Origin of the sequence: Mycoplana dimorpha, from assembly GCF_003046475.1 — a bacterium.
In the GTDB taxonomy this organism is placed as follows: Bacteria; Pseudomonadota; Alphaproteobacteria; order Rhizobiales; family Rhizobiaceae; genus Mycoplana; species Mycoplana dimorpha.
Map to the genome: position 1 here is coordinate 69,814 of NZ_PZZZ01000006.1, position 23,687 is coordinate 93,500.

Genomic DNA, 23,687 nt, shown 5'->3' on the forward strand with positions numbered 1-23,687 from the left:
GAAAAAATGTGATCACATTTGCTGGGGAGGCCTTGCGCTTTCCGTCCCGGCAGTCGACATTCGCCGCCGGCTGGCCGCGGCGCCGGGCGCACGGCCAAGACAGTGAATGGATGGAGGAAAGCATGCTCGACAAACGCAAGTTTTATATCGATGGCAAGTGGGTCGATCCGCTGAAGGCCAATGACCTGGAGGTCATCAACCCCGCCACGGAACGGCCGATCGCCTGGATCTCCATGGGCACCGCCGCCGATATCGACCGCGCCGTCGCCGCGGCGAAGCGGGCGTTTTCCACCTATAGCCGCACGAGCGTCGACGAGCGCATCGCGCTGCTGGAAAAGCTGCTCTCCATCTACAAGCGCCGCTATGACGAGATGGCCCGCACGATCACGCTCGAGCTCGGCGCGCCGATCACCATGAGCACCGAGCAGCAGGCCGATGTCGGTGTCGGCCACCTGCAGGGCTTCATCGATGCGCTGAAGCGGCTGAAGAGCCGCGAGGTACTGCCCAACGGCGACGTGGTTAGGCGCGAGCCGATCGGCGTCTGCGGCCTGATCACTCCCTGGAACTGGCCGATCAACCAGATCGCGCTGAAGGTGGTGCCGGCGCTGGCGACCGGCTGCACCTGCGTGCTCAAGCCGTCCGAATTCACCCCGCTCAACGCCCTGCTCTATGCCGAGATGGTCGACGAGGCCGGCTTCCCGGCCGGCACGTTCAACCTCGTCAACGGCGACGGCCTCGAATGCGGCGCGGCCCTTTCGAAGCACATGGACATCGACATGATGTCGTTCACCGGCTCGACCCGCGCCGGCATCGCGGTCAGCAAGGACGCCGCGGACACCGTCAAGCGCGTCACGCTGGAACTCGGCGGCAAGTCGCCGAACCTCGTATTTGCCGATGCGGACCTCGAAGGCCGCGTCGCCGGCAGCGTCGCCGAGTGCTTCAACAATTCCGGCCAGTCCTGCGATGCGCCGACGCGCATGCTCGTCGAGCGCTCCGTCTACGACATGGTGCTGGAGATCGCCGAGCGCGCCGGCAAGGCGGCGACCGTCGGCAATCCGGAAGAGCCGGGCAGCCACATCGGCCCGCTCGTCTCGCACGTCCAGTTCGGCCGGGTGCAGGCGCTCATCGAGGCGGGCGTGGCCGAGGGCGCGCGTGTTCTGGTCGGAGGACCCGGCAAGCCGGAGGGCTACGAGACCGGCTACTATGTCCGCCCGACGATCTTCGCCGACGTCAAGAACGACATGCGCATCGCCCGCGAGGAGGTGTTCGGCCCCGTTCTTTCGATCATCCCCTTCGATACCGAGGAGGAGGCGATCGCGATCGCCAACGACACGGATTACGGCCTCGCCGCCTATGTCCAGACCGGTGATCCGGACCGCGCCGAACGCGTCGCCGCACGCCTTCGGGCCGGCATGGTCCACATCAACGGTGGACCGCATCGCTACGGCAGCCCGTTCGGCGGCTACAAGCAGTCCGGCAACGGCCGCGAGGGCGGCATCTTCGGCCTGGAGGATTTCCTCGAGGTGAAGACCGTCCATCGCCCCGACGCCGCCTGAGCGGGCCGCTTGCCGTCGGACAAGTGATCGACCGGGCGCATCGGCGTGCGCCCGGTCCGTTCTTCTGACGTTAAATCGCCGAACGGCGGCCAAATCGAGCCGTCATACCGGACTTGATCAGGCATCCAGCGCGCTCACGTCCTGAGCGCAAAAGCGTCTCTATCGCGCCGCAGACGCGGCGCCGCTGGACCCCGAATCAAGTTCGGGGTGACGGAAATAGGAAGCCCTCGCAATCATGGGTTTTCGAATGGGCCCGGCGTTCCTGTTGTCGCCGGGCTGGTACAGTCAGGCCGGCTGTTGCAGCAGCCGCTCCAGCGATTGCGCGATCTCGAAGATCCTGCGGTCCATGCCGGCCGTGCCCGACACCATCAGCCCGACCGGTGCCGCGCCGGGCGCGCCGATCGGCAGCGAAATGGCGCAGCCGTCGAACATGTTGACGAAGGCGGCGTTGCGCAGCACGTAGAGGTTGATGCGGGCGAAATCCGCATCGTCGGCAAGCTCGGCGATCCGCGGCGGCACGATGCCGACGGTCGGCATCAGCACCGCATCGTAAGGGGCGAAGCGGCGCTCGATGGCGTCGATCAGCCGGCGGCGCGCCGGTCCGAGCTCGATGTAATCGGTGGCGGACTGGGATGCGCCGGCACGAATCCGCACGGCCACCCGCGGGTCGTACATCTCGCCGCGCCGCTCCAGCAGTTCCCGGTGCCAGGCATGGCTCTCGGCGGCGCTGAAGCCGCCCTTGGCGTTGATCTTCGGAATGTCGGCGAATTCCGGCGCCTCGATCTCCTCGATCACGGCGCCGGCGGCGGAGAGCCGCGACAGCGCCGAGCGGAACGCCTCCGCCACCGTGGCATCCATGCCGTCGAGGACGATCGTCGTCGGCACCGCCAGCCGGAGCCGCGAGACGGCGACATCGCGCGGCGGCACCGTGTCCTCGCCGGCCAGGATCGCGTCCAGCGTTGCGCAACAGGCGACCGAGCGGGCGATCGGTCCGATCGAATCGAGCGTCGTCGACAGCGGCACGGCGCCTGAGCGCGGCACGCGACGGGCGGTCGGCTTGTAGCCGACGAGGCGGTTGAAGGCCGCCGGGATGCGGCAGGAGCCGCCGGTGTCGGTGCCGAGCGCCGCGTGGGCCATGCCTTCGGCGACGGAGATCGCAGCGCCCGACGAGGAGCCGCCCGGTATCCGGCCGCCGTCTCGGTCCCAGACGCTGCGCGGCGTGCCGTAGTGCGGATTCAGCCCGAGCCCGGAATAGGCGAACTCGGTCATGTTGGTCCGGCCGATCACCACGAAGCCGGCCCGGCGCAGCCGCGCCACCGCCGGCGCGTCGGCCTTTGCCGGAGCCGCGTCAGCGAGCGCCCGCGAGCCGGCCGTGGTCACCTCTCCTTCGATGTCGAACAGGTCCTTGATCGAGACCGGAATTCCGGCCCAGCGGGATGGCGCCGCCCCGGCCCGGCGCAACAGGTCCATCGCGTCGGCCGCCTGCCGCGCCGCCTCGCCCGACACCTTGACGAAGGTAGTCCTGCCCTCGCTTGAGGCCTCGATCCGCGCAAGACATTCCTCCACAAGGGCGCGGCTGGTGGTGCGCCCGGAGCCGAGATCGTCGGCGAGTTGCGCCAGTGTCGGTGCGGTGTCGGTCATGTCGTCGTCCTCTGCAATGGTGCGGCTGGCTGTCGAGCGGCCAGCGCTGTTCGTCGCCAACTGGATTGTCATGCCTTGCCGGCGCCGGCAAGGGCTTCGGACGACCGACGTTGCCTCATGGCATCGGCCCGCGCCGCCATACAGTTGCATCGCAGCAAGGACCGGAACGGCCGACGGGCCGCTCCGCTTCAAACCTCATGTCCGGACCGGCCGCACACGCCGGTTGCGGCGGATCGGCAAAAAATCCGCCGCGCTTCCCTGTTGCACGAGGCGGCGATCTGCTACCAGCCTGCAGGACATATCCTCGCTCCGCAGCGTGCCACCTCGACCGTGGGTGCTGGGTCCGGAGCGGCATCGTTCGCAGGCAGGCACCCTTGGCCCAGACCCAGTCCTTGTCCACACCGGCACCGGCCCATCGGCTGGCCCTGCTCGCCATCGTCGCCGGCGGCATTGCCATCGGCGGATCGCCGATCTTCGTCCGGCTGTCGGAGGTGGGACCGCTTGCGACCGCCTTCTGGCGCGTCGCGCTGGCGCTGCTCCCCTTGAGCCTCTTCTCCCTGCTTGCCCGCGGCAAGGCCGGCGACACCGGTCCCAAGACGCTTGCCGATTGCGCGCTGCTGGCTTTGCCGGGCGCCATCCTTGCCGTCAACCTCGCCGCCTGGCACCTGTCGATCCACGTCACCTCGGTCGCCAACGCCACCCTGCTTGCCAATCTCGCACCGGTTTTCGTCACCATCTTCGGACGTCTCCTCTTCGGCTTTGCGATCACCCGCACCTTCCTCGCCGGCCTGGCGATCGCCGCGGTCGGCATCGTGGTGCTGAAGGGCGGGCCGGCGGCGCTCGGCGGCGGCAACCTTGCGGGCGATGCCATCGCGACGATCGCCGCGATGTTCTACGCCGGCTACATCCTCGCCGTCGGCCAGTTGCGCAACCGCTACGACACGCTGCGCATCATGCGCTGGGGATCGGCCTCGGCCGCCTGCTGCATGCTCCCAATCGCTTTGTGGTTCGAGCCGACGCTGCTGCCCTCCACCGCCGCCGGCTGGAGCACCGTGTTCGGCCTGGCCTTCGTCAGCCATGCCGGCGGCCAGGTGCTGATCACCTTTGCGCTCGCCTACCTGCCTGCCGCCTTCTCCTCACTGACGCTGCTGTTGCAGCCGGTCGTCGCCGCCCTGCTCGCCTGGGGCCTGCTGGCCGAGCCGCTCGGCGCGATGCAGGCGATCGGCGGCCTGATCGTGCTCGCCGGCATCCTGACGGCCCGCCGCGGCTAGCAGGACGGCCGCCGGATTGCCCCTTGGAACCACTCCGGCGGAACCACTCCCCGGCGTCGGGCGTTGGCGGAGGATGAAGGTCTTCACCGTCCGAAACGGCAAGCAGGCAATGCTGGCGGTCGTCATCGTCTCGGCGCTGATCGCCGCCGTCGTCTATGTTGCCAGCCTTCCGGTCACCGATCGCAGCGGCTCTGTCGATCCCAACGAGAGCATCGTCAATCCGGATCCGAAATAGGCATCTGGTCGGAGCCCCCTGCGCATTCAACGCCCCGATGGGCCGGGATATGGACAGGCCGGGAAAGGCACCCTAAGTCATTAGGCCGAGCACCGCTCGGTCGGGCGCTCCACGGCCAACCATCGAATCGCGACGGAGCGATCTTGCCCGCTGTACCGAGAACCCTCTTCACTTTGCGTTCGATGCTCGTCGTCATCGCCACGGCCGGCCTTGCCGCCGGCACGGTCAGTTGGCTTTTCGGGAGCGGCACATGGGCCGACCGCATCTGGTTCACCGCCACGGTACCGGTGCTTGCAGCGCTCGTCGTCGAGATCGTGACGTCACTGCGTCGCGGCGAAGTCGGCCTCGACCTGGTCGCGGCCCTTTCGATGACCGCGGCGCTCGCCTTCGGCGAGCCGCTCGCCGCAAACGTCGTGGCGCTGATGTATTCCGGCGGGCAGTTGCTGGAGAGCTATGCCGAGGGTCGGGCCCGCCATGAGATGACGGCGCTGCTCGGCCGCGTCGCCCATACGGCGATGCGCTATGCCGGCGAGGCGCTGCAGGAGGTGCCGGTCGAAGCGATCCGACCCGGCGAGCGGATCCTCGTCCGCCACGGCGAGGTGGTGCCGGTCGACGGCACGCTCGCCTCGGACGCTGCGGCGCTCGACCAGTCGAGCCTCACCGGCGAGAGCACGACGGTCGAAAAGGCGAGAGGCGACGAAATCCTCAGCGGCTCCACCAATCTCGGCAATGCGTTCGATCTCCTGGCCGTGCGGCCGGCTGCGGAAAGCACCTATGCGAACATCGTGCGGCTGGTGCGGCAGGCACAGGAGAGCAAGGCGCCGAGCGTGCGCATCGCCGATCGCTACGCAGTCTGGTTCCTGGTGCTGACGCTGCTGATTGCCGGGATCGCCTGGTGGATCTCCGGCGACCGCATCCGGGCGCTTGCGGTGCTCGTCGTCGCCACCCCCTGCCCGCTCATCCTTGCATTGCCGGTCGCGATCATTTCCGGCATGTCCCGCTCCGCCAGGCTCGGGGTGCTGATCAAGACCGGCGGGGCCCTTGAGGCGCTCGCCAAGGTCACCACCGCCGTGCTCGACAAGACCGGCACCCTGACGCATGGGCAGGCCAGCGTCGTGGAGGTGCGGACGGCCGAGGGCTGGGATGCACAGCAGGTGCTGCAACTGGCCGCATCGCTCGACCAGGCGTCCAGCCACGTCATCGCCGATGCACTGGTGGAGGACGCCCGCCGGCGCGGCCTGGTGCTGTCGACGCCGAGCGATGTCAGCGAGGCCGCCGGCACCGGGGTCTCGGGGCTGGTCGACGGCCGCCGCGTGACGATCGGCGGCAGCCGCTACGTCCGCGACAACAGCCGCAAGGGTGATCCCTACGCATTGCGCGCGGGCGTGCCGGACGATGCCGCCGTGGTGGCCGTCGCGGTCGACGGCGAGCTCGCCGGCATCATCGTCCTTGCCGACCACGTGCGGCCCGACGCCGCCGCCATGCTCGAGGCGTTCCACAAGGTCGGTATCCGCCGCATCGTGCTGGCATCCGGCGACCGCTCCGACGTGGTCGCGGCGATCGCCGGCAAGCTCGGCATCGGCGAGGCGCACGGCGAACTCGATCCCGCACAGAAGGTCGAGATCGTCCGGCGCGAAGCCGCCAAGGCCCCGACGATGATGGTCGGCGACGGCGTCAACGACGCGCCGGCGCTGGCGGCTGCCACCGTCGGCATCGCCATGGGCGCCCGCGGCGCCGCCGCCTCTTCCGAGAGCGCCGACGTGGTGCTGCTCGTCGACCGGCTCGACAACCTGATCAAGGCGATCCACGCCGCCCACCGCACGAAGAAGATCGCGCTGCAGAGCGTACTGGTCGGGCTGGGCCTCTCGGTCGTGGCCATGCTCGTCGCCGCCGCCGGCTACCTGCCCCCCGTCGCCGGCGCCTTCACGCAGGAACTGATCGACATCGCCGTGATCGTGAACGCACTGCGCGCCTTGCGGTAGCAGGGCGCCGCGGCGTCAGTGGTTGTGCCGCGGCGGCGTCTTGGCGATGCCGCGGAAGTCGGCGGCCCCTTCGATCACCGCGCCGTCGGAAAGTTGCGTCACGGTCTGGCGGTAGAGGCGCTGCCAGGGGGTCGCGTCGGCCGGCACCGGCGGGATGCCGTCGGCCTTGCGGCGCGCGATCTCCGCCTCGTCCACGAGCATGTCGCAGCGGCCCTCGTTCAGGTCGATGCGGATCCTGTCACCGGTCCGCAGCCAGGCGAGCCCACCACCGGCGGCGCTTTCGGGCGAGGCGTTGAGGATCGAGGGACTGTCGGCGGTGCCCGACTGCCGGCCGTCGCCGATCGTCGGCAGGCTGGTGATGCCGCGTTTCAGGAGGTGGTCCGGCGGCTGCATGTTGACCACTTCCGCCGAGCCCGGCCAGCCGAGTGGCCCGGCGCCGCGGATGACGAGGATGGACCGCTCGTCGATCTCCAGCGCCGGATCGTTGATGCGCCGGTGATAATCCTCCGAGCCGTCGAACACCACCGCCCGTCCCTCGAACACGCCCTGGCGATCCGGTTCGTTCAGGTAACGCGTGCGAAATTCCTCCGAGATCACGCTCGTCTTCATGATGGCGAAATCGAACAGGTTGCCCTTCAGCACGAGGAAACCCGCCCGCTCCTTCAGCGGTTGGTCAAAGGGGCGGATTACCTCGCGATCGGTGACATGCCGGCCCTCGAGGTTTTCCGCCATCGTCCGCCCCGTCACCGTTCGGCAGCCGCCGTCGAGGCGGCCGGCGTCGAGCAGCTCGCGCATGATCGCCGGCACGCCGCCGGCGCGGTGGAAGCGCTCGCCGAGGAAGCGGCCGGCCGGCTGGACGTCGGCCAGCAGCGGGATGTCGTAGCCGTGCTCCTGCCAGTCCTCGGGGCGAAGCTCGACGCCGGCGTGTTTCGCCATCGCCATTAGGTGCGGCTGGGCATTGGTGGAGCCGCCGATCGCCGAATTGACCCGGATCGCGTTGAGGAATGCCGCGCGGGTCAGGACGTCGGACGGCTTGAGGTCCTCCAGCACCAGTTCGACCGCCCGCCTGCCGGTGCGGTAGGCGATCTGGCCACGTTCGCGGTAGGCGGCGGGTATCGCCGCGCAGCCGGTCAGCGACATGCCGAGCGCCTCGGCCAGCGCGTTCATGGTCGAGGCGGTTCCCATCGTGTTGCAGTGGCCGACCGACGGCGCCGAATCCATCACCGCATCGACGAACTCGGCGGCGTCGATCTCGCCGGCGGCGAATTTCCGCCGCGAGCGCCACAGCACCGTGCCGGAGCCGACGAGGTCGCCCTCGTGCCAGCCATCGAGCATCGGTCCGCCGGAGAGCACGATCGCCGGGATATCGACCGTCGACGCGGCCATGAGCGCCGACGGCGTGGTCTTGTCGCAGCCGGTGGTCAGCACGACGCCGTCCAGCGGATAGCCGTAGAGCACTTCGACGAGGCCGAGATAGGCGAGGTTGCGGTCGAGGGCCGCGGTCGGACGCTTGCAGTTTTCGAAGATCGGATGCGTCGGGAATTCGATCGGGATGCCGCCGGCGTCACGGATGCCGTCGCGCACCCGCATGGCCAGCTCGAGATGATGGCGGTTGCAGGGCGTCAGGTCGCTGCCGCTCTGGGCGATGCCGATCACCGGCTTGCCCGAGCGCAGCTCTTCCGGAGTGATGCCGTAGTTCATGAAGCGCTCCAGATAGAGTGCGGTCATGTCGACGTGGTCCGGATTGTCGAACCAGTCCTGCGAGCGCAACCGCCGGGCGCCCGTCCTTTTGTCTGCCATCTCACTTCTCCTGTCACCGCTCTGCGGTACGCGCCTCGTTCTGCGGCAAGCATTTCATCGCTTCGCCGGCGTTTCAACCGCGCGCTCGTCGCGACTGGCCGAATCCCGGGCTGTCGCGGACGCTTCGCCGGCATTCATGCAGCCATCAATATTGTTGACTGGTCGGGGGCCGGCGAATGTGCGACAGCCGGATCTTCCCCTTCCAGCGGCCGGCAGACGCCTCGTGCAGGCGCCACGGCGAAGTGCGCGGACATCGCAATGACGGACCTGACCCTATCCTCCGCATCTCCGTCCAGCAGCACGCGCGCCGGCGTGCTGCTGATGCTGCTCAGCATCATGATGTTCGCGTTGAACGACGTGCTCGGCAAGTGGCTGGTCTCGACCTATTCGGCGCCGCAACTCATCCTGATTCGAAGCGTCGCCGCGGTTGCGGTGCTGCTGCCCTTTTTCTGGCGTTCCGGCTGGCGCAAACTCGTGAGTGTGGAACGGCCGTTGCTGCAGGCTTTGCGCGCCCTGCTGTGCGCCGTCGAGGCGACCGCCTTCTACTACGTCGTCGGCCATATGCCGCTCGCCGACACCATAACCTACTGGCTGGCAGCACCGATCTATGTTGCGGCGCTCTCGCCGCTGATGCTGGGAGAGAAGGTCGGCTGGCGCCGCTGGACGGCGATCCTCGTCGGCTTCGCGGGCGTCGTCGTGGCGCTGGAGCCGTCGGCGGCAAGCTTCACCTTGCCGGCGCTGGTGGCGCTTGCGGGCAGTTTCGCCTTCACCTTCACCATGATCTTCGCCCGCAGCCTGCGCGGCACGCCCGACACGACGCTGGCGTTCTGGCAGATGGCCGTGGCCGTTGTCTTCTCGGTCGTCGCCATCGGCATCGACCCGACCGGCTGGATACCCGTCCGTCCCGTGGATTTCGGCCTGCTCGCCCTTCTCGGCGTCGTCGCCATGTCGGCGCACATGCTGGTGAACCGCTCGCTCAAGCTGGCCGATGCAGCGACCATCGTGCCGCTGAACTACACGATGCTGGTCTGGGGTATCCTGTTGGGCTGGCTGTTTTTCGGCGACGTGCCGCGGGGCGCCATGCTGGTCGGCGCAGTCCTCATCGTCGCCTCCGGCCTGTTCATCTTCTTCCGCGAGCAGAAGCTGAAGCAGGCCGACCGGCGCTGACGATAGAGGAATGAAGATCGCGGCGACGACAGTCGTTGACCGCACGGCCGCCCCCGCTTACTTGTAACGCCCGCGACGCTGCAGCACCTCGATCTTGTAGCCGTCCGGGTCGGTGATGAAGAAGAAGCGCGCGAGCAGCGCGCCGTCGCGGTCGAGCTCGACGATCCGACCGGGGTTGAGGCCAAGCGCCGCAAGCCTGGCGTGCTCGGCGTCGACATCCTGGACCGACACGGCGAGATGGCCGTAACCGTCGCCCGGTGCATAAGGCTCGGTGCGGCCCTTGTTGACCGTCAGTTCGAGCTCGAATTCGCTCTCCGGATTGCTCAGGTAGAGGAGCGTGAAGGTCTCGAAGTCGAGGCGTTCGGCGATGCCGAGGCCGAAGGCCGCGCGATAGAATTCGATGGAGCGTGCCTCGTCGAGCACGCGGATCATGGAATGGATGAGCTTTGCCAAGGCGGTTCCCTGCTGCTTGATTGCGGCGCGAACCGGCGCCGCGTGAGTAGCCGACGGGGTAGCAGCCCGATCGCGCAAAGGCAAATTTCCGCCGCAGGCGAGCGCCACCTGCGACCGAGTGCAGGCGCGCAAACGCCGCCGCTTCGCTGTTGCGGTCACCCGCGTGCGGGCGTGCTCCGTGGCCGCCCGCGGCCACCCCGCCGGAAGCCGCAAGGGGTTGGGTCAGGCGTCGAGCCGGTCTTCCTCCTCGGGGGGCTCGGTCGACACGGTGGCATCGCCGGTCCAAACCCCGGACGGTTTGACGAAGCCGATTGCTTCCGCCGCCATCAGCGTGTCGACGAACTCGGTGAACGCCACGATCCGGCCGTCGCGGAACGTCAGCTTGTCCAGAATTTCGGTGGGGAAGCGGCTGTCGTCTGCGATGTAACGGACCGAGCCGGTGCGATGGACCAGCACCGTGTCGCCGTCGACATACATGCTGTCGTAATCCATGCCGGACAGGTCCCAGGCCTCGACCAGGTCCGAAAAACGAGCCCGGATCTCGGCGGCGCCGTCGACGACATGCGTCAGCGGCCCAAGCCGGTAGTTGCCGGCGATGTGGAAGCTCGCGTCCGGATCGACGAAGCTCATCATCGCGTCAACGTCGTTATCATTCCGGGCCTGGTAGAGCGCCTGGGCGGTTCTTTCGAGTTCGCTGCGATCCGTCATGGATGCCTCCCTCCGCTGAAAGGAGAAAGTGTGCGCCCGACGGTCGAGGCTGGCAATTCGCGGCCCGCCATCAATTCGGATGAGGCGAGCCGCCGATGCGATCGCCCGGCGGCGCGTGCCGCCGGATGACTGTAAATCTCAGAGCCCCTGATGTAGGTTGCGGCGCGACAGGTTGCGGACGTCGCGTTCGCCGCACAGCGCCAGGGTGGTGTCGAGCTCCTTGCGGATGATCTCGAGCGCCCGGGTGACGCCGCGCTTGCCGCCGGCGCCCAGCCCATAGAGGAACGGGCGACCGATATAGGTGCCCTTGGCGCCGTAGCAGAGCGCCTTCAGGACGTCCTGGCCGGAGCGGATGCCGCCATCGAGGTGCACCTCGATGTGGCCGCCGACCGCATCGACGATGCGTGGCAGCATGCTGATCGTCGACGGCGCGCCGTCCAGCTGGCGGCCGCCATGGTTGGAGACGATGATCGCGTCGGCGCCGGTAGACACGGCCATGCGCGCGTCTTCCTCGTCGAGGATGCCCTTGAGGATCAGCTTACCGCCCCAGCGCTCCTTGATCCAGGCGACGTCCTTCCAGGAGAGATGCGGGTCGAACTGCTCGCTCGTCCAGACCGAGAGCGAGGTAAGATCGGTGACGCTCTTCGCGTGGCCGACGATATTGCCGAAGGTGCGGCGCTTGGTGCCCAGCATCTGGGCGCACCAGAGCGGCCGCGTCGCCATCTGCCAGACGTGCTTCGGGGTGAACTTGGGCGGCGCGGACAGACCGTTGCGGATGTCCTTGTGGCGCTGGCCCTGAATCTGCAGGTCGAGCGTCAGCACCAGCGCCGAGCACCCGGCCGCCTTGGCGCGGTCGATCAGATTGAGGACGAAGTCACGATCCTGCATGACGTAGAGCTGGAACCAGAACGGCTTCGTCGTGACGGAGGCGACGTCCTCGATCGAGCAGATGCTCATGGTGGAAAGGGTGAAGGGGATGCCGAACTCCTCGGCGGCCTGGGCGGCCAGCATCTCACCGTTGGCGTGCTGCATGCCGGTCATCCCGGTCGGGGCGAGCGCCACCGGCATCGACACCTTCTCGCCGAGCATCTCGCTGGCAAGCGACCGGTTGGCCATGTCGACCAGCACCCGCTGGCGCAGCTTCACCTTCTGGAAGTCATCCTCGTTCGCCTGGTAGGTGCCTTCGGTATAGGCGCCGGAATCGGCATAGTCGAAAAACATCTTCGGCACGCGGCGCTTCGCGCGCGCCTTCATGTCGGCGATCGTCAGGATATCGTCCACGGTAGTCTCCCCCAGGCAGGCGACGGCATGCCGAATGGCGCCGTCAGAAATCAACGCCCGCCTTTTAGGGCCGGAAGGTGTATTGGGCAATCGATTCCGGTTTCATCTCGATCGAAAATCCGGGCCGACCCGGCGGCATGTAGGCGGCGTTTTCGATCGAGCAGGGATCGACGAAATGCTCGTGCAGATGATCGACATACTCGATCACCCGCCCCTCCTTCGTGCCGGAAACGGCGACATAGTCGATCATCGCCAGGTGCTGGACATATTCGCACAGGCCGACGCCGCCGGCATGCGGCCAGACCGGCAGGTTATACTTCGCCGCGACCAGCAGCACGGAAAGCACCTCGTTCAGGCCGCCCATCCGGCACGCGTCGATCTGGACGATGTCGATCGCCCCTTCGGCGATGAACTGCTTGAACATGACGCGATTCTGGCACATCTCGCCGGTGGCGACCTTCACCGGCGCTACCGCCCGGCGGATCTTCCGATGGCCGGCGATGTCGTCGGGGCTCGTCGGCTCTTCGATGAAGAACGGACGGGCGAAGGCGAGCGCCTTGACCCAATCGATCGCCTGGTCGACCTCCCACACCTGGTTGGCGTCGATCATCAGCTGGCGATCCGGGCCGATCACCTCGCGGACGATCGCCAGCCGCCGGATGTCGTCGTCGAGATCGCGGCCGACCTTAACCTTTATATGGTTGAAGCCGGCATCCACCGCCTCCCGGCAGAGGCGTCTGAGCTTGTCTTCCGGATAACCGAGCCAGCCGGCCGAGGTGGTGTAGCAGGCATAGCCCTCGCGCTGCAGCGTCGCGATCCGCTCGGCCTTGCCTGCTTCAGCCTTCTCAAGGATCGCAAGCGCCTCCTCCCTCGTCAGCACGTCGGTGAGGTAGCGGAAGTCGACGATATCGGCGATCTGTTCCGGCGAAAGCTCGCACACCATTTGCCAGACGGGCTTGCCGGCCTGCCGGGCGAGCAGATCCCAGACCGCGTTGACGACGGCCCCGGTCGCGAGGTGCATGGCCCCCTTGTCGGGGCCGATCCAGCGCAGCTGGCTGTCGCCGGTGAGATGGCGCCAGTACCGGCCCGGGGCCTTTCGCACCTCGTCGAGCTCGGTGCCGACGACCAAGTGCTGCATCGCCCGGATCGCCATGCAGCAGATATCGTTGCCGCGGCCGATGGTGAAGGTTAGGCCGTGACCGGCAAGGCCCGGCTCGTCGGTGTCGAGGATGACATAGGCCGCCGAATAATCGGGGTCCGGGTTCATCGCGTCGGAGCCGTCGAGATGCTCCGAGGTGGGGAATCGCAAGTCGAACACGCGCATGCCGGTGATCCGGGCCATCGGTCCTCACAAGGTGCTATGATCGCGCGGCTGCCCTCAAGACCGCCGCCGATGCTTGCTGTCTCGCAATTGTCCTTTATGCATAGAGATCATCAAATGCCGCTGTCAACAAGCGGTGCGGAGGTGCCGCGGCCGATGCCCGAAGCGGGACCGCCTGAGCCGATGCCGTAACGGAGGAGCGCTTGCCATGTTCATCGACACGCATCTGCACCTGATCGACCAGTCGAGGCTGGCCTATCCATGGCTATCGGACGCCGGTGACCTCAATCGCGACTTCACCTATTTTGAATATGCGCAGGAGGCCAGGCGCCTCGGCATCGAGGCGGCGCTGCACATGGAGGTCGATGTCGCCACCGCCGACATCGAGGTCGAAACCGAGATGGTGCGCAGCCTGGCGGCATCGCAGGGCGACCTGATCGCTGGAGTGATCGCCGCCTGCCGGCCGGAGGAGATGGGCTTTCCCGCCTATCTGGAAAAATGCGAGGCCGATTCGTTCGTCAAGGGGTTCCGGCGCGTGCTGCACGTGGTGCCGGACGACATTTCAGAACAGACCCTGTTTCGCGACAATCTCAAGCGAATGGCGGGGAGCCGGCTCACCTTCGACATCTGCATGCTGGCGCGCCAGCAGCCACTCGCGATCGCCCTGATCGACAGCGCGCCCGGCGTCCGTTTCGTGCTTGACCATTGCGGCGTGCCGGACATCGTCTCCGGCGATTTCGACGCCTGGAAGCGCGGCATCGAGGAGATCGCCAAACGCCCTAACGTGTCGGCCAAGGTGTCCGGCATCATCGCCTATGCCGATCCCGAGGCTTGGACCGTCGATACGATCCGGCCATACGCGGAGCATCTCGTCTCCAGTTTCGGCTGGGAGCGGGTCGTCTGGGGCAGCGACTGGCCGGTCTGCCGGCGCGGCGGCGGCCTGTCGACCTGGGTCGGCGCGACCCAGGCGATCTTCGCAGGCTGCTCCGCCGACGAGCGGGAAAAGCTCTATCGTGGCAACGCCAGGCGGATTTGGAATCTGTAGACTGGTAGCGTCAGACGCGACACGGACGCTAGGAATCAGTGGCCGACGAGGCCGAGAACCACGGCGGCCAGGAAGAGGATGGCCGCACCGGCAGCCGCATAGCAGACGACACTGTCCAGCCCCCGCCGCCCAGTGACTGAGGAACGCGCGGAAGTGGTTTGGCGTCCCTGACCGAAACCGGCCTTGCTAAAAGGATGGTTGGCACTGTGCATCGTGTTCGTCCTTTCCTTCGGACGCCGCCCGGCCGTGTGCGGTCGAACAGACGTCTGCAGTCGGGCCTTGGAGGGCCGTCCCGCAAAATTATAAAGATTGTCTATAAGAATGATAGGCTTCCATTTCATTTTTTTGCCACAATCATGAATGGCGGTTGCGCGGGACCGCACGGACGGGCGAAAAACATTGCTCGACCAGCGCTTCCAACCGGTTTTTTCGCACGGCGGTACGGTTGCCGAACCGTCGTGCGGCAGCGCTCCCGCCCCTCTAAATCGTTCCAAACTTGCTCAAGAGATGGTTCTGGGCCATAAAGTGCGACCCCCCGTCACGATCTGACGGGTCGTTTCAGGGCCGCAGGTCTCGCACACGCCACAGGGCGCCCCCCGTCCCACGACGGCATCAGTGCCCGCGGTTCGCTGCATGAAAACCACTAGGAGCAAGCACATGGCCTCAACTGGACAGCTCGATCTCGCTTGGCGCAGCCGGGCCCATCACCGGCAGTGGCTCCGCGACCAGGCGAACGGGCTTTTCGACTTCTTCCAGAACCGCGCCTTCAACTCGGGCGGCGGTTTTTACGAACTCGACGCGGAGGGGCGTCCGTTGAACGCCGGAAACCCGATTCGCGGCATTCATTCGACCGCGCGCATGGTCCATTGCTTCGCGATCGGCAGCCTGCTCGGCCGCCCCGGATCCGACGACATCGTCGATCACGGCATGAAGTATCTATGGGAAAACCATCGCGACCATGAGCGCGGCGGCTATCATTGGTCGCTCGACAATTCCGGCCTGCTCGACTCCACCAAGCAGGGCTACGGGCACGCCTTCGTGCTGCTTGCGGCCTCCAGCGCCAAGGTCGCCGGCCACCCGGATGCCGACCGCATGATCGCCGACGTCACCGAGGTGCTGCATTCCCGTTTCTGGGAGGAGCAGCACGGAGCAATCGCCGAAGAATTCGAGGCGGACTGGACGCCGGTACCGGGCTATCGCGGCCAGAACTCCAACATGCACCTGACCGAGGCGCTAATGGCGGCCTTCGAGGCGACCGGCGAGATCGATTATCTGCGCAAGGCCGAGCGGATCGCCGACCTCGTCATCCGCCGCCGCGCCGGAGAGAACGGATTTCGGGTGGCCGAACACTTCGACGAGAACTGGGCCTTGGACCGGGACTACAAGGGCAACGAGATGTTCCGCCCTTCCGGCACGACGCCAGGACACTGGCTGGAATGGGCGCGGCTCGTCCTGCAGCTCTGGGCTCTCGGCGGCAAGACGCACGACTGGATGCCGGAAGCGGCAAAGGCGCTGTTCTCCCAATCGGTCGAGCTCGGTTGGGACAAGGAGAAGGGCGGCTTCTTCTATACGCTCGACTGGAACGACGCGCCCGCCAAGCGCAACAAGCTGTGGTGGCCGATGGCGGAAGGCGCCGCAGCCGCCGCGTTCCTGTCCGACCATCAGCCGAGCGATTTCCACGAGACCTGGTACCGGAAGATCTGGGACGGCATCTCCCGCCACTTCATCGACCGGGAGCGCGGCGGCTGGCATGAGGAGCTCACCGAGGATCTGGTGCCGAGCTATACGCTCTTCGCCGGCAAGGGTGACATCTATCACTCGCTGCAGGCCTGCCTCATCCCGCTCTACCCGACCACCGGCAGCCTGACCAAGGTCATCGTCGAGGCGGGCGGCGCGTAGCAGCCCATCCGGCTTGTTGCGCCCGTTGACACTGCACGGCGGGCAGATGACCGAGGGGCCGGGGTCGCTGGTTCCCGTTCGACTGGCGCTGAGTGAACGCAATGGCTGACAGGACACGCCTTGGAGAGACGAAGACTACACGGAAGTCCGCCGGGCGGCGGACGGCTGCCAAGTCGCCCGATCCGCCGCGGACGCGGACCCGCCGTGAGCCATCGAAGCCGCCGACGGGCAGCGACGACGATGCGGCGCTTGCGCGGCCGAGGCTGCTTTCCGGCGGCAACCCGCAGATCGCCAAGGGCTACGGCAACGTCCCGGTGCAAGCCTATATCGTCGCGATGCCGGGCTGGAAGGGCGACGTCGGGCGCCGCCTCGACGCGCTCATCGAGCGCACCGTTCCCGAGGTGCGCAAGGCGGTCAAATGGAATTCGCCGCTCTACGGGCTCGAGGGCCAGGGCTGGTTCCTCGGGATCCATTGCTTCACCCGCTACGTCAAGGTAGCCTTCTTCCGCGGAGCATCGTTGCGGCCCGTGCCGCCTGAACCATCCAGGCAGAAGGACGTGCGCTACTTCAATATCCACGAGGGCGACCGGTTCGACGAGGCGCAACTTGCCGCCTGGGTGGAGCAGGCCAGCCGATTGCCCGGCGAAAAGATGTGAAGCGGCCGGCTCCGGCTGACGATCAGGAGGGCAGGAACGTCATGGCGAAGCGTGACCGGAACGAGGGGGACGGCGGCGATACTGCCTCCCGGCTGATCGACGCGCGGATCGGGGAATTGAACGACTGGCGTGGCGAGACCCTGGCGCAAGTCCGCGCGATCATCCGGCGCGCCGACCCGGACGTGGTCGAGGAGTGGAAGTGGCGCGGCGTCCCGGTGTGGTCGCATGCCGGCATCATCTGCACCGGCGAGACCTACAAGAGCGTCGTGAAGATGACCTTCGCTAAGGGCGCCTCGCTGGACGACCCTTCCGGCCTCTTCAACGCCAGCCTCGAGGGCAACACCAGGCGTGCCATCGATATCCATGAGGGTGAGGCGATCGACGAAGAGGCGCTTGCGGCGCTCATCCGCGCTGCCGTTGCTCTGAACATCTCAGCACGGCCCGCAGCCCGCCGGGCCGGCGGCCAGGCGGGAAAGGTCGGTTGAGCGACGCCGGAGACCAACGCCTGCCCACCTCCCCCGCAGCACGGGAAAGGCGGCATGCGGCTAGCCTTGGTTCATGGCATGTTCAGCAGAACCGGGCAAACCCTGTATTGCATAGTGATGCAGCCGCGAGGCGGAGCCGATCGTATTCCGGTTGAAGATGGCCGCCAGCTCGCAAGCATCAACCTCCGTGAGATTGACCGACGGCTGGCTGCCCAACTTCGCGGCGTTGCCGGACTGCGTGTCGAAGACCGTCCATGTGCCGTTCGGCTCACGTCGGTGCGCGTAGGGGACTGCCTCCAACCGGACGATCATGCGCGGGACTCTTGCATGGTGCCGGACATGAACCGTTGCAGCACGGCTTCGGAGGGTTGATGGAGCGGGCCGTTGAGCGGCGCCATTTTCGCGGTCACATAGCCCGCGTTCTTGAGTATGGTGCGCAACATGCGCGCGTCGCTTGAGCGAATTTCGACATCCTGGATATGGGAAGACAAAGGCGTCCTCCTTTCGGGTCGGGGCAAGGGCCTGAGCCCTCAAGCGGCGTGTGCCCTTGCCTTGGCCGCTTGCGGAGCGACTGTGGGCGCTTCCCCACCGATTGGCAAGCAATCAATTAAGGTCAGTTCGCGGCAGGCGCGAATGTTCGGGCCATCGTCCCGCATGACTTGTTTTGAACACAATGTGCCCCTATACAGCGGCCATCGGCATTGCTGATGAGCGCTGGAATGTATCTGCCGCTCGCAAGCGCCGAAGTCGCTTATGACTTTGACCACGGATGTACTGGCACTGTAGAGAAGCGATGATGAGGAAGGTCGGTGCGGTTTCGCCCCGACCTTTTTTATTTTTATGCCCCTAGCGCTTCTTCTTGCGAGCGGGAGCTTCCGGCGTGAGGCTGGCCTTCGCCAGCCGCAGAGCGCGAAGCCTTTCGGTCTTCTTCTCGCGCGCCGCAATCTCGTCTGCGACGATGTTTTTCGCGACAGCGTGGGTGCGCGAGGCCTTTTCCAGCGCTGACATTTTTGCCGGCGTGAAGAACTCTCCCTTGGTGGCCGTCATTCCTTGTCCTCCTGACGAGCAGCCGTGTTGGTTCAGTCCTTAGCGGCCCGATGACCGGGCCTTCTTCTTGGGCGCCGGCAACAAGCCTTCGCGCTGCGCCTTCTTGCGCGCCAGCTTGCGAGCGCGACGGATTGCCTCTGCCTTTTCGCGCGTACGCTTTTCAGAGGGTTTTTCGTAGGCGCTGCGCGCCCGCATTTCCCGGAACAGACCCTCGCGCTGCATCTTCTTCTTCAGCACGCGAAGGGCTTGATCGACGTTGTTGTCTCTGACTAGTACTTGCAAGTTATCTCCTATGCAGCCTCTGCTGCTGTTCTTGATCCTGATGCGGTCGAGTTGACCCGGAAATCGGCACGAACGGTTTGGCGGCGACGCCATTGGCATTCAGCAGGCCCAGGACCGCGTGGGTCCGTTTCGGTTTCAGCTATCGGAAGTTCAATGTTCTCGTCATCGAACTTGATGCGATGCAGGCGAAGGGCCGCAGGGCTCGCTTGAGCGATGCAACAGAACAGTATTTTTACACGCTGTTGCGCCGCATGCAAAAATAAAAAGGCCGGGAAGTTCCCGACCTTCGTTCATGCGAGGCGTGCCGGTCAGTCCAGAACCTCAGGCTGCCTGCAGGTTGTCTGCGGAACTCTTGCCCGAGCGCTTGTCCTGAACGAGGTCATAGCGGATTTTCTGTCCCTCGTTGAGGCCGTTCATGCCTGCGCGTTCAACGGCCGAGATGTGGACAAAGACGTCCGCGCCGCCGTTGTCCGGCTGGATAAACCCGAAGCCCTTGGTTGCATTGAACCACTTCACTGTACCTGTGTTCATGAGGATGTCCTTTCAATCGCTGTAAGCGGTCGCCCGACCGCTCGGTAAATCGCCGATGAGAGGAAATCTGAGAGTGCCCAGGGGCAGCGGACAAAAGTCGCTAGCAAAGTACGATCCGTCTTTTATAGCGGGTTATGGCCATTTAGCAAGGCAGGCGGCCATTCGGCTCGGCTGACGAAGCGTCCGGCCGACGCGGGGGCGACGCTCGCCCCCAGCTTCGCTGCGACCTCCCGGACAGGAGGTCGCGACGTGCTCAATCATCGTCGTCCGGCATGTTCACCGCCGGTATCGTGTCGCGGCTGCCGTTCAGGATCTCGCGTTTGCCGACATGGTTCGACGGACCGACGAGGCCTTCCTTCTCCATCCGCTCGACCAGCGAGGCGGCGCGGTTGTAGCCGATCGACAGGCGTCGCTGGATATAGGAGGTCGAGCACTTGCGGTCGCGCAACACCACCTTGACGGCCTTGTCGTAGAGGTCGTCGCCATCCTCCTCGCCCATTGCCGACTTGTCGAAGACGGCGCTGTCCTCGGGTTCGGGCGCCTCCTCCTCGTCGGCGTCCTCGGTGACGGTGCCGAGATATTCCGGGCGCCCTTGCGTCTTCAGATGGGCGACGACGGCCTCGACCTCGGCGTCGGAGACGAACGGGCCGTGGACGCGGGCGATCCGGCCGCCGCCGATCATGTGCAGCATGTCGCCCTGGCCGAGCAGGTGCTCGGCGCCCTGTTCGCCGAGGATGGTGCGGCTGTCGATTTTCGAGGTGACCTGGAAGGAGATGCGGGTCGGGAAGTTCGCCTTGATCGTGCCGGTGATGACGTCGACGGAGGGGCGCTGCGTCGCCATGATCAGGTGGATGCCGGCGGCGCGCGCCATCTGCGCCAGCCGCTGGATCGCACCTTCGATCTCCTTGCCGGCGACCATCATCAGGTCGGCCATCTCGTCGACAATGACGACGATGTAGGGCATCGGCGTCAGGTCCATCTCCTCCTGCTCGTAGACCGGCTCTCCGGTGCCGCGGTCGAAACCCTTCGGCACGTCGCACATCACCGTCTCGCCCTTGGCGCGGGCCGCCGCGGCACGGGCGTTGAACCCGTCGATGTTGCGCACGCCGAGCCGCGACATCTTGCGGTAGCGGTCCTCCATCTCGCGCACTGCCCATTTCAGCGCCATCACCGCCTTCTTCGGATCGGTGACAACGGGGGTGAGGAGGTGCGGGATGCCGTCATAGACCGACAGCTCGAGCATCTTCGGATCGACCATGATCAGCCGGCATTCCTCAGGCCGGAGCCGGTAGAGCAGCGACAGGATCATCGTGTTGATCGCCACCGACTTGCCCGAGCCGGTGGTACCGGCCACGAGCAGATGCGGCATCTTGGCCAGTTCGGCGACGACGGGCTCGCCGCCGATCGTCTTGCCGAGGCAGAGCGCCAGCTTGAACTTGGTCTCCCAATAGCTTTCGCACTCGATCAGCTCGCGGAAATAGACGGTCTCGCGCACCGCGTTCGGCAGTTCGATGCCGATGACGTTGCGGCCGGGGACGACGGCGACGCGGGCCGACAGCGCCGACATAGAGCGGGCGATGTCGTCGGCAAGGCCGATCACCCGCGAGGACTTTACGCCCGGCGCCGGCTCGAATTCGTAGAGGGTGACGACCGGCCCGGGGCGCACGTCGATGATCTCGCCCTTGACGCCGAAGTCTTCGAGGATGCTTTCCAGAAGGCCGGCGCTCTGCTCAAGCGCTTCCTGGGTCATGCTGTGATGCGCCTGCTCGCCGGAGGGCTGCTGCAGGAGATCGACGGGCGGGAACTCGTAGTCCGGGTTGCTGTCGGCTGCGGCGAACAGGCCGGAGCGGGCGAGCGAGCGGGACGCGACAGGCGTTACCCTGGCAACGGCCGCCACCCTTTCGGCCGGCACGGCAGGATTCTCCTGACCTGTCGGAGGCAAGATCTCTTCCTCTTCCGCTGCGGCAACGGCCGGAGTGTCGACCGTCGATGCCGCGAGCGACGCGGACATCAGCGGCGGCATCTGCCACCCACCGGCCGTGGCGGTGACCTGCACGGTCGCAGCTTGGAAGGCCGACAGCGACGGCAGGGCGGAGAACGAGGCGTAGCTCGCGGCGACCGAGACCTGCGCAAGCTGCGGCGCTGCCGGGGCAAGCCGGGTTTCCGCTGCATCCAACGTCGCCACCGGGCTCTGCAAGCGGTCGCCTGACGGAGGCGAGGAGCGCGATACGACCGGGGAAATCGGGGCCCGAGGGGCCAGTGCCTTCTCCGCCGCCGCATGGGCCTCGGCCTCTGGGCGCGCTACCGGCGAGCCTGCTGCAGCGGCCACGCCGCCGGAACCGGACGCGAACGACCGCGTCACCGGTCGCGTCTCGGCGCGCTGCGCCTGGACGGGATCGGTCCGCGTCGCCGTTGCGGCCGGCATTTCGTTGTTCGGCACAGCGGCAGAACCCTTCCCGCGCCTGACCACCACTTCGCGATAAAGCGAAGCGGGCGAACTCGCGCCCGCATCGAAGCGGGGCAGCGCGACCCGATCCGCCGGCGCCAGCCCCGTCAGGTCGACATCCGGGTTCATGATCTCCCAAAGGGCGTAATCGGAAATCGAAAGACTGAACGCGCCGGAGGACCTCGGCAACAGTGCGGCGGTCTGCGGCGTTTGCGCCTGAGGGCTATTCTGAAGGGGTGCCGGCTCGGCCGCTCGGAGGGCCGGATACGACCTTGCGGGCGGAGACGATCGCACGTCGCGGCTGACCTCGGTCATCTCGCGCTTGAGGCGCAGGTACAGCGCCAATGCGCCGTTGTCGCCTTCGACGCTCTGGGCGGCGGTGGCTTCAGGCGGGCCATGGCGCGGTTCGGTCGCCACGGGGCGTGCATATCCGCTTTCGATCTTGCGCATGACCGCGCTGTCGAGGTCGGGCGGGACCACGGCCGCAGGCGATGCGGCAGCCTCGTCCGCTGCCGCGGTCGGCTCGGCCGGCGCGGTTTCGGTCTTGTCCGCTTGTGGGACCTCGACCACTGGCGCGGGCTTGCGGGCATAGGCGCTTTCCGGCGTGCGCGTGAAACGGACATTCGGCCCGAGGATGAAGGCGCTCTGCCACGCCGGCAGGTCGGCGCCCGCCTGCACTTCGCCGGCGACGGTCATGCCGGGGAGCGTCACTGCGGCGACTGGCCGCGTCTGGTTCGCGCTGACGCCATCGGTCGCGGAAACGGCTTGAGCAGTGGGCGAAATCGTACGGGAAGGACGCATGGAAACCTGCAACGCTGGAACTACCGGAAGGCATGAAACCCCTGCCTTCGGAATAGAAAATAAAGGTTAACAGCACCTTTCCATCGGCCTCCTGAAGCCGCCCGGCGGCGACGGCAAGGCGGCGTGAACACCTACCCTGGCATGAAAAAAATCAAATACTTGATTAGGCGCAGCCGCGATGATTGTGAAATTTGCGGGCGCTCCGGCCAGCGCCTGTGGAAGATTCCGAGACCGGTTCGGCCAGGGCCAGGCCAGCAGCAGTTTCTTAACGCAAAAAAGCTCCCTCGCCGGCCGCGACCTGGGCGCGCGACGGCGGGCTGCGCTGGTCCTGGAACAGGCGTTTGCGTGGCCGGGATCGCGGCGAACGCAGCCGGCGCTTTAAGGTAGAAGCGGCCCCAGCCCGTCGTTGACGAGGTCGACGACCAACCGGCGCACTGTGCCGCCGCTCTTCAGCTCGGTGCGGTCGAAGTCGGCGTCGCGCTGGCCCTTTTGACGCGAGATCGGGCCCAGCCGACGGGTGAGCTCCTTCCTGATCTTCTTGCAGTTCGGATCGTTGGCCACGGCGAGGCCGACGGAAACTTGCTCGATCTGCCGAACCATGTCCTTGATGAACTCGCCATGCATGCGCTCATGGGCCCGGACCCCGGTCATGAAGGTTTCCCATCTGGCACGGACCGGTGCCGGCAGTTTTTCGCCAGGCTTCGGCAGCATGTAGGTGATGGTAAGGTTCGGCCGCGCCGCGGCGAGCACGCAGCCGCCGTTCCTTGGCTCGTACTTGCGCGACCAGGTCAGCTTGAAATCGGTGAACGCGATAGCGCGACTGCCCCGGACCTTCGGTCCGCGCTCGCCGATCGACTGGTAGAGCTCCATGCCGGTCGTCCCCGCGATCGCATAGGTCTTTTCCTGCTCGACCGCCCGCCACTCCGCGCGGCTGGCGACCGGCACACAAAAAAGGAGGGCGGCGGCGACGCGCCGCACGACAGCTGCTTTCACGGGGGAGCTCCATGTCTTGACGGCGGCAACCTAACGGGCGCCCGCGCCGCACTCAACCCGTTCGGCAGCGGCCGGCCTCGTCTCGAT

At 66.5% G+C, this 23,687-nt stretch carries 22 protein-coding genes; 9 read left to right on the forward strand and 13 right to left on the reverse strand.

Annotated elements, in window-relative coordinates; all coding sequences use genetic code 11:
- Window positions 1-122: 122 nt before the first annotated feature.
- Window positions 123-1,556 (forward strand): aldehyde dehydrogenase family protein, encoded by a 1,434-nt coding sequence (locus C7449_RS15050; RefSeq protein WP_108003947.1) that lies wholly within the window; start codon window positions 123-125, stop codon window positions 1,554-1,556.
- 285 nt (window positions 1,557-1,841) lie between these two features.
- On the opposite strand, the gene C7449_RS15055 is transcribed toward C7449_RS15050, so the two are convergent.
- Window positions 1,842-3,197, reverse strand: a complete 1,356-nt coding sequence (locus C7449_RS15055) for an amidase (RefSeq protein ID WP_108003948.1) — start codon at window positions 3,195-3,197, stop codon at window positions 1,842-1,844.
- A gap of 374 nt (window positions 3,198-3,571) precedes the next feature.
- Between C7449_RS15055 and C7449_RS15060 the strand changes: the two genes are divergently transcribed.
- The 3 genes from C7449_RS15060 to C7449_RS15065 all read left to right on the forward strand — a co-directional run bounded on the left by C7449_RS15060 (window position 3,572) and on the right by C7449_RS15065 (window position 6,685).
- On the forward strand, window positions 3,572-4,468 hold the full coding sequence (locus C7449_RS15060) for a DMT family transporter (protein ID WP_374828230.1): 897 nt from the start codon (window positions 3,572-3,574) through the stop codon (window positions 4,466-4,468).
- A 73-nt stretch (window positions 4,469-4,541) separates the two neighbouring features.
- A complete protein-coding gene (locus tag C7449_RS21820; protein ID WP_170115905.1) occupies window positions 4,542-4,703 on the forward strand; it encodes a hypothetical protein in 162 nt (53 codons plus the stop codon).
- Window positions 4,704-4,846: 143 nt separating this feature from the next.
- Window positions 4,847-6,685 (forward strand): heavy metal translocating P-type ATPase, encoded by a 1,839-nt coding sequence (locus C7449_RS15065; protein WP_342588264.1) that lies wholly within the window; start codon window positions 4,847-4,849, stop codon window positions 6,683-6,685.
- Window positions 6,686-6,700: 15 nt separating this feature from the next.
- Here C7449_RS15065 and C7449_RS15070 read toward each other — a convergent pair whose 3' ends face one another.
- The gene (locus C7449_RS15070) at window positions 6,701-8,485 is read right to left on the reverse strand and encodes an IlvD/Edd family dehydratase (protein WP_108003722.1); all 1,785 of its coding nucleotides are present in this window, start codon (window positions 8,483-8,485) and stop codon (window positions 6,701-6,703) included.
- Window positions 8,486-8,743: 258 nt separating this feature from the next.
- On the opposite strand from C7449_RS15070, the gene C7449_RS15075 reads away from it, so the two are divergent.
- Complete coding sequence (locus C7449_RS15075; RefSeq protein ID WP_108003723.1) at window positions 8,744-9,652, forward strand: DMT family transporter; 909 nt, start codon at window positions 8,744-8,746, stop codon at window positions 9,650-9,652.
- 57 nt (window positions 9,653-9,709) lie between these two features.
- Here C7449_RS15075 and C7449_RS15080 read toward each other — a convergent pair whose 3' ends face one another.
- The 4 genes from C7449_RS15080 to C7449_RS15095 all read right to left on the reverse strand — a co-directional run bounded on the left by C7449_RS15080 (window position 9,710) and on the right by C7449_RS15095 (window position 13,436).
- Window positions 9,710-10,105 (reverse strand): VOC family protein, encoded by a 396-nt coding sequence (locus C7449_RS15080; RefSeq protein ID WP_108003724.1) that lies wholly within the window; start codon window positions 10,103-10,105, stop codon window positions 9,710-9,712.
- Between the two features lie 222 nt (window positions 10,106-10,327).
- Window positions 10,328-10,813, reverse strand: a complete 486-nt coding sequence (locus tag C7449_RS15085; protein WP_108003725.1) for a nuclear transport factor 2 family protein — start codon at window positions 10,811-10,813, stop codon at window positions 10,328-10,330.
- Between the two features lie 138 nt (window positions 10,814-10,951).
- Complete coding sequence (locus C7449_RS15090) at window positions 10,952-12,094, reverse strand: alpha-hydroxy acid oxidase (RefSeq protein ID WP_108003726.1); 1,143 nt, start codon at window positions 12,092-12,094, stop codon at window positions 10,952-10,954.
- Between the two features lie 64 nt (window positions 12,095-12,158).
- A complete protein-coding gene (locus C7449_RS15095; protein ID WP_108003727.1) occupies window positions 12,159-13,436 on the reverse strand; it encodes an L-fuconate dehydratase in 1,278 nt (425 codons plus the stop codon).
- Between the two features lie 187 nt (window positions 13,437-13,623).
- Here C7449_RS15095 and C7449_RS15100 point away from each other — a divergent pair, with 187 nt between their 5' ends.
- From C7449_RS15100 to C7449_RS15115, 4 genes are all read left to right on the forward strand, one after another.
- A complete protein-coding gene (locus C7449_RS15100; RefSeq protein ID WP_108003728.1) occupies window positions 13,624-14,460 on the forward strand; it encodes an amidohydrolase family protein in 837 nt (278 codons plus the stop codon).
- 657 nt (window positions 14,461-15,117) lie between these two features.
- Window positions 15,118-16,359 (forward strand): AGE family epimerase/isomerase, encoded by a 1,242-nt coding sequence (locus C7449_RS15105; protein WP_108003729.1) that lies wholly within the window; start codon window positions 15,118-15,120, stop codon window positions 16,357-16,359.
- A gap of 101 nt (window positions 16,360-16,460) precedes the next feature.
- Window positions 16,461-17,015 (forward strand): DUF1801 domain-containing protein, encoded by a 555-nt coding sequence (locus tag C7449_RS15110; RefSeq protein ID WP_108003730.1) that lies wholly within the window; start codon window positions 16,461-16,463, stop codon window positions 17,013-17,015.
- 41 nt (window positions 17,016-17,056) lie between these two features.
- Window positions 17,057-17,500 (forward strand): DUF1801 domain-containing protein, encoded by a 444-nt coding sequence (locus C7449_RS15115; protein ID WP_108003950.1) that lies wholly within the window; start codon window positions 17,057-17,059, stop codon window positions 17,498-17,500.
- A 60-nt stretch (window positions 17,501-17,560) separates the two neighbouring features.
- Here C7449_RS15115 and C7449_RS15120 read toward each other — a convergent pair whose 3' ends face one another.
- The 7 genes from C7449_RS15120 to C7449_RS15150 form a co-directional block, all read right to left on the reverse strand.
- Complete coding sequence (locus C7449_RS15120) at window positions 17,561-17,812, reverse strand: hypothetical protein (protein WP_108003731.1); 252 nt, start codon at window positions 17,810-17,812, stop codon at window positions 17,561-17,563.
- A complete protein-coding gene (locus C7449_RS15125; protein ID WP_108003732.1) occupies window positions 17,809-17,991 on the reverse strand; it encodes a hypothetical protein in 183 nt (60 codons plus the stop codon). Before C7449_RS15125 ends, C7449_RS15120 begins: the two co-directional genes overlap by 4 nt.
- 355 nt (window positions 17,992-18,346) lie before the next feature.
- A complete protein-coding gene (locus tag C7449_RS15130; RefSeq protein WP_108003733.1) occupies window positions 18,347-18,547 on the reverse strand; it encodes a hypothetical protein in 201 nt (66 codons plus the stop codon).
- A 39-nt stretch (window positions 18,548-18,586) separates the two neighbouring features.
- The gene (gene rpsU, locus C7449_RS15135; protein WP_108003734.1) at window positions 18,587-18,829 is read right to left on the reverse strand and encodes a 30S ribosomal protein S21; all 243 of its coding nucleotides are present in this window, start codon (window positions 18,827-18,829) and stop codon (window positions 18,587-18,589) included.
- A gap of 321 nt (window positions 18,830-19,150) precedes the next feature.
- A complete protein-coding gene (locus tag C7449_RS15140) occupies window positions 19,151-19,360 on the reverse strand; it encodes a cold-shock protein (protein WP_108003735.1) in 210 nt (69 codons plus the stop codon).
- Window positions 19,361-19,613: 253 nt separating this feature from the next.
- Entirely contained in the window at window positions 19,614-22,607 is a 2,994-nt protein-coding gene (locus tag C7449_RS15145; RefSeq protein WP_108003736.1) for a DNA translocase FtsK, read from the reverse strand.
- 378 nt (window positions 22,608-22,985) lie between these two features.
- Window positions 22,986-23,600 carry a DUF922 domain-containing Zn-dependent protease gene (locus C7449_RS15150; protein ID WP_108003737.1) on the reverse strand — a complete coding sequence of 205 codons (615 nt, stop codon included), beginning with the start codon at window positions 23,598-23,600 and terminating at the stop codon, window positions 22,986-22,988.
- Window positions 23,601-23,687 lie beyond the last annotated feature (87 nt).

What these genes read in the sequence shown, in the direction of transcription:
- C7449_RS15050 (WP_108003947.1), top strand. Translation starts at nt 123, where the DNA reads ATGCTCGACAAACGCAAGTTTTATATCGATGGCAAGTGGGTCGATCCG.
- C7449_RS15140 (WP_108003735.1), bottom strand. Translation starts at nt 19,360, where the DNA reads ATGAACACAGGTACAGTGAAGTGGTTCAATGCAACCAAGGGCTTCGGG.
- C7449_RS15120 (WP_108003731.1), bottom strand. Translation starts at nt 17,812, where the DNA reads ATGATCGTCCGGTTGGAGGCAGTCCCCTACGCGCACCGACGTGAGCCG.
- C7449_RS15085 (WP_108003725.1), bottom strand. Translation starts at nt 10,813, where the DNA reads ATGACGGATCGCAGCGAACTCGAAAGAACCGCCCAGGCGCTCTACCAG.
- C7449_RS15055 (WP_108003948.1), bottom strand. Translation starts at nt 3,197, where the DNA reads ATGACCGACACCGCACCGACACTGGCGCAACTCGCCGACGATCTCGGC.
- C7449_RS15095 (WP_108003727.1), bottom strand. Translation starts at nt 13,436, where the DNA reads ATGGCCCGGATCACCGGCATGCGCGTGTTCGACTTGCGATTCCCCACC.
- C7449_RS15130 (WP_108003733.1), bottom strand. Translation starts at nt 18,547, where the DNA reads ATGACGGCCACCAAGGGAGAGTTCTTCACGCCGGCAAAAATGTCAGCG.
- C7449_RS21820 (WP_170115905.1), top strand. Translation starts at nt 4,542, where the DNA reads ATGAAGGTCTTCACCGTCCGAAACGGCAAGCAGGCAATGCTGGCGGTC.
- C7449_RS15115 (WP_108003950.1), top strand. Translation starts at nt 17,057, where the DNA reads ATGGCGAAGCGTGACCGGAACGAGGGGGACGGCGGCGATACTGCCTCC.
- C7449_RS15070 (WP_108003722.1), bottom strand. Translation starts at nt 8,485, where the DNA reads ATGGCAGACAAAAGGACGGGCGCCCGGCGGTTGCGCTCGCAGGACTGG.
- C7449_RS15105 (WP_108003729.1), top strand. Translation starts at nt 15,118, where the DNA reads ATGGCCTCAACTGGACAGCTCGATCTCGCTTGGCGCAGCCGGGCCCAT.
- C7449_RS15110 (WP_108003730.1), top strand. Translation starts at nt 16,461, where the DNA reads ATGGCTGACAGGACACGCCTTGGAGAGACGAAGACTACACGGAAGTCC.
- C7449_RS15075 (WP_108003723.1), top strand. Translation starts at nt 8,744, where the DNA reads ATGACGGACCTGACCCTATCCTCCGCATCTCCGTCCAGCAGCACGCGC.
- C7449_RS15145 (WP_108003736.1), bottom strand. Translation starts at nt 22,607, where the DNA reads ATGCGTCCTTCCCGTACGATTTCGCCCACTGCTCAAGCCGTTTCCGCG.
- C7449_RS15100 (WP_108003728.1), top strand. Translation starts at nt 13,624, where the DNA reads ATGTTCATCGACACGCATCTGCACCTGATCGACCAGTCGAGGCTGGCC.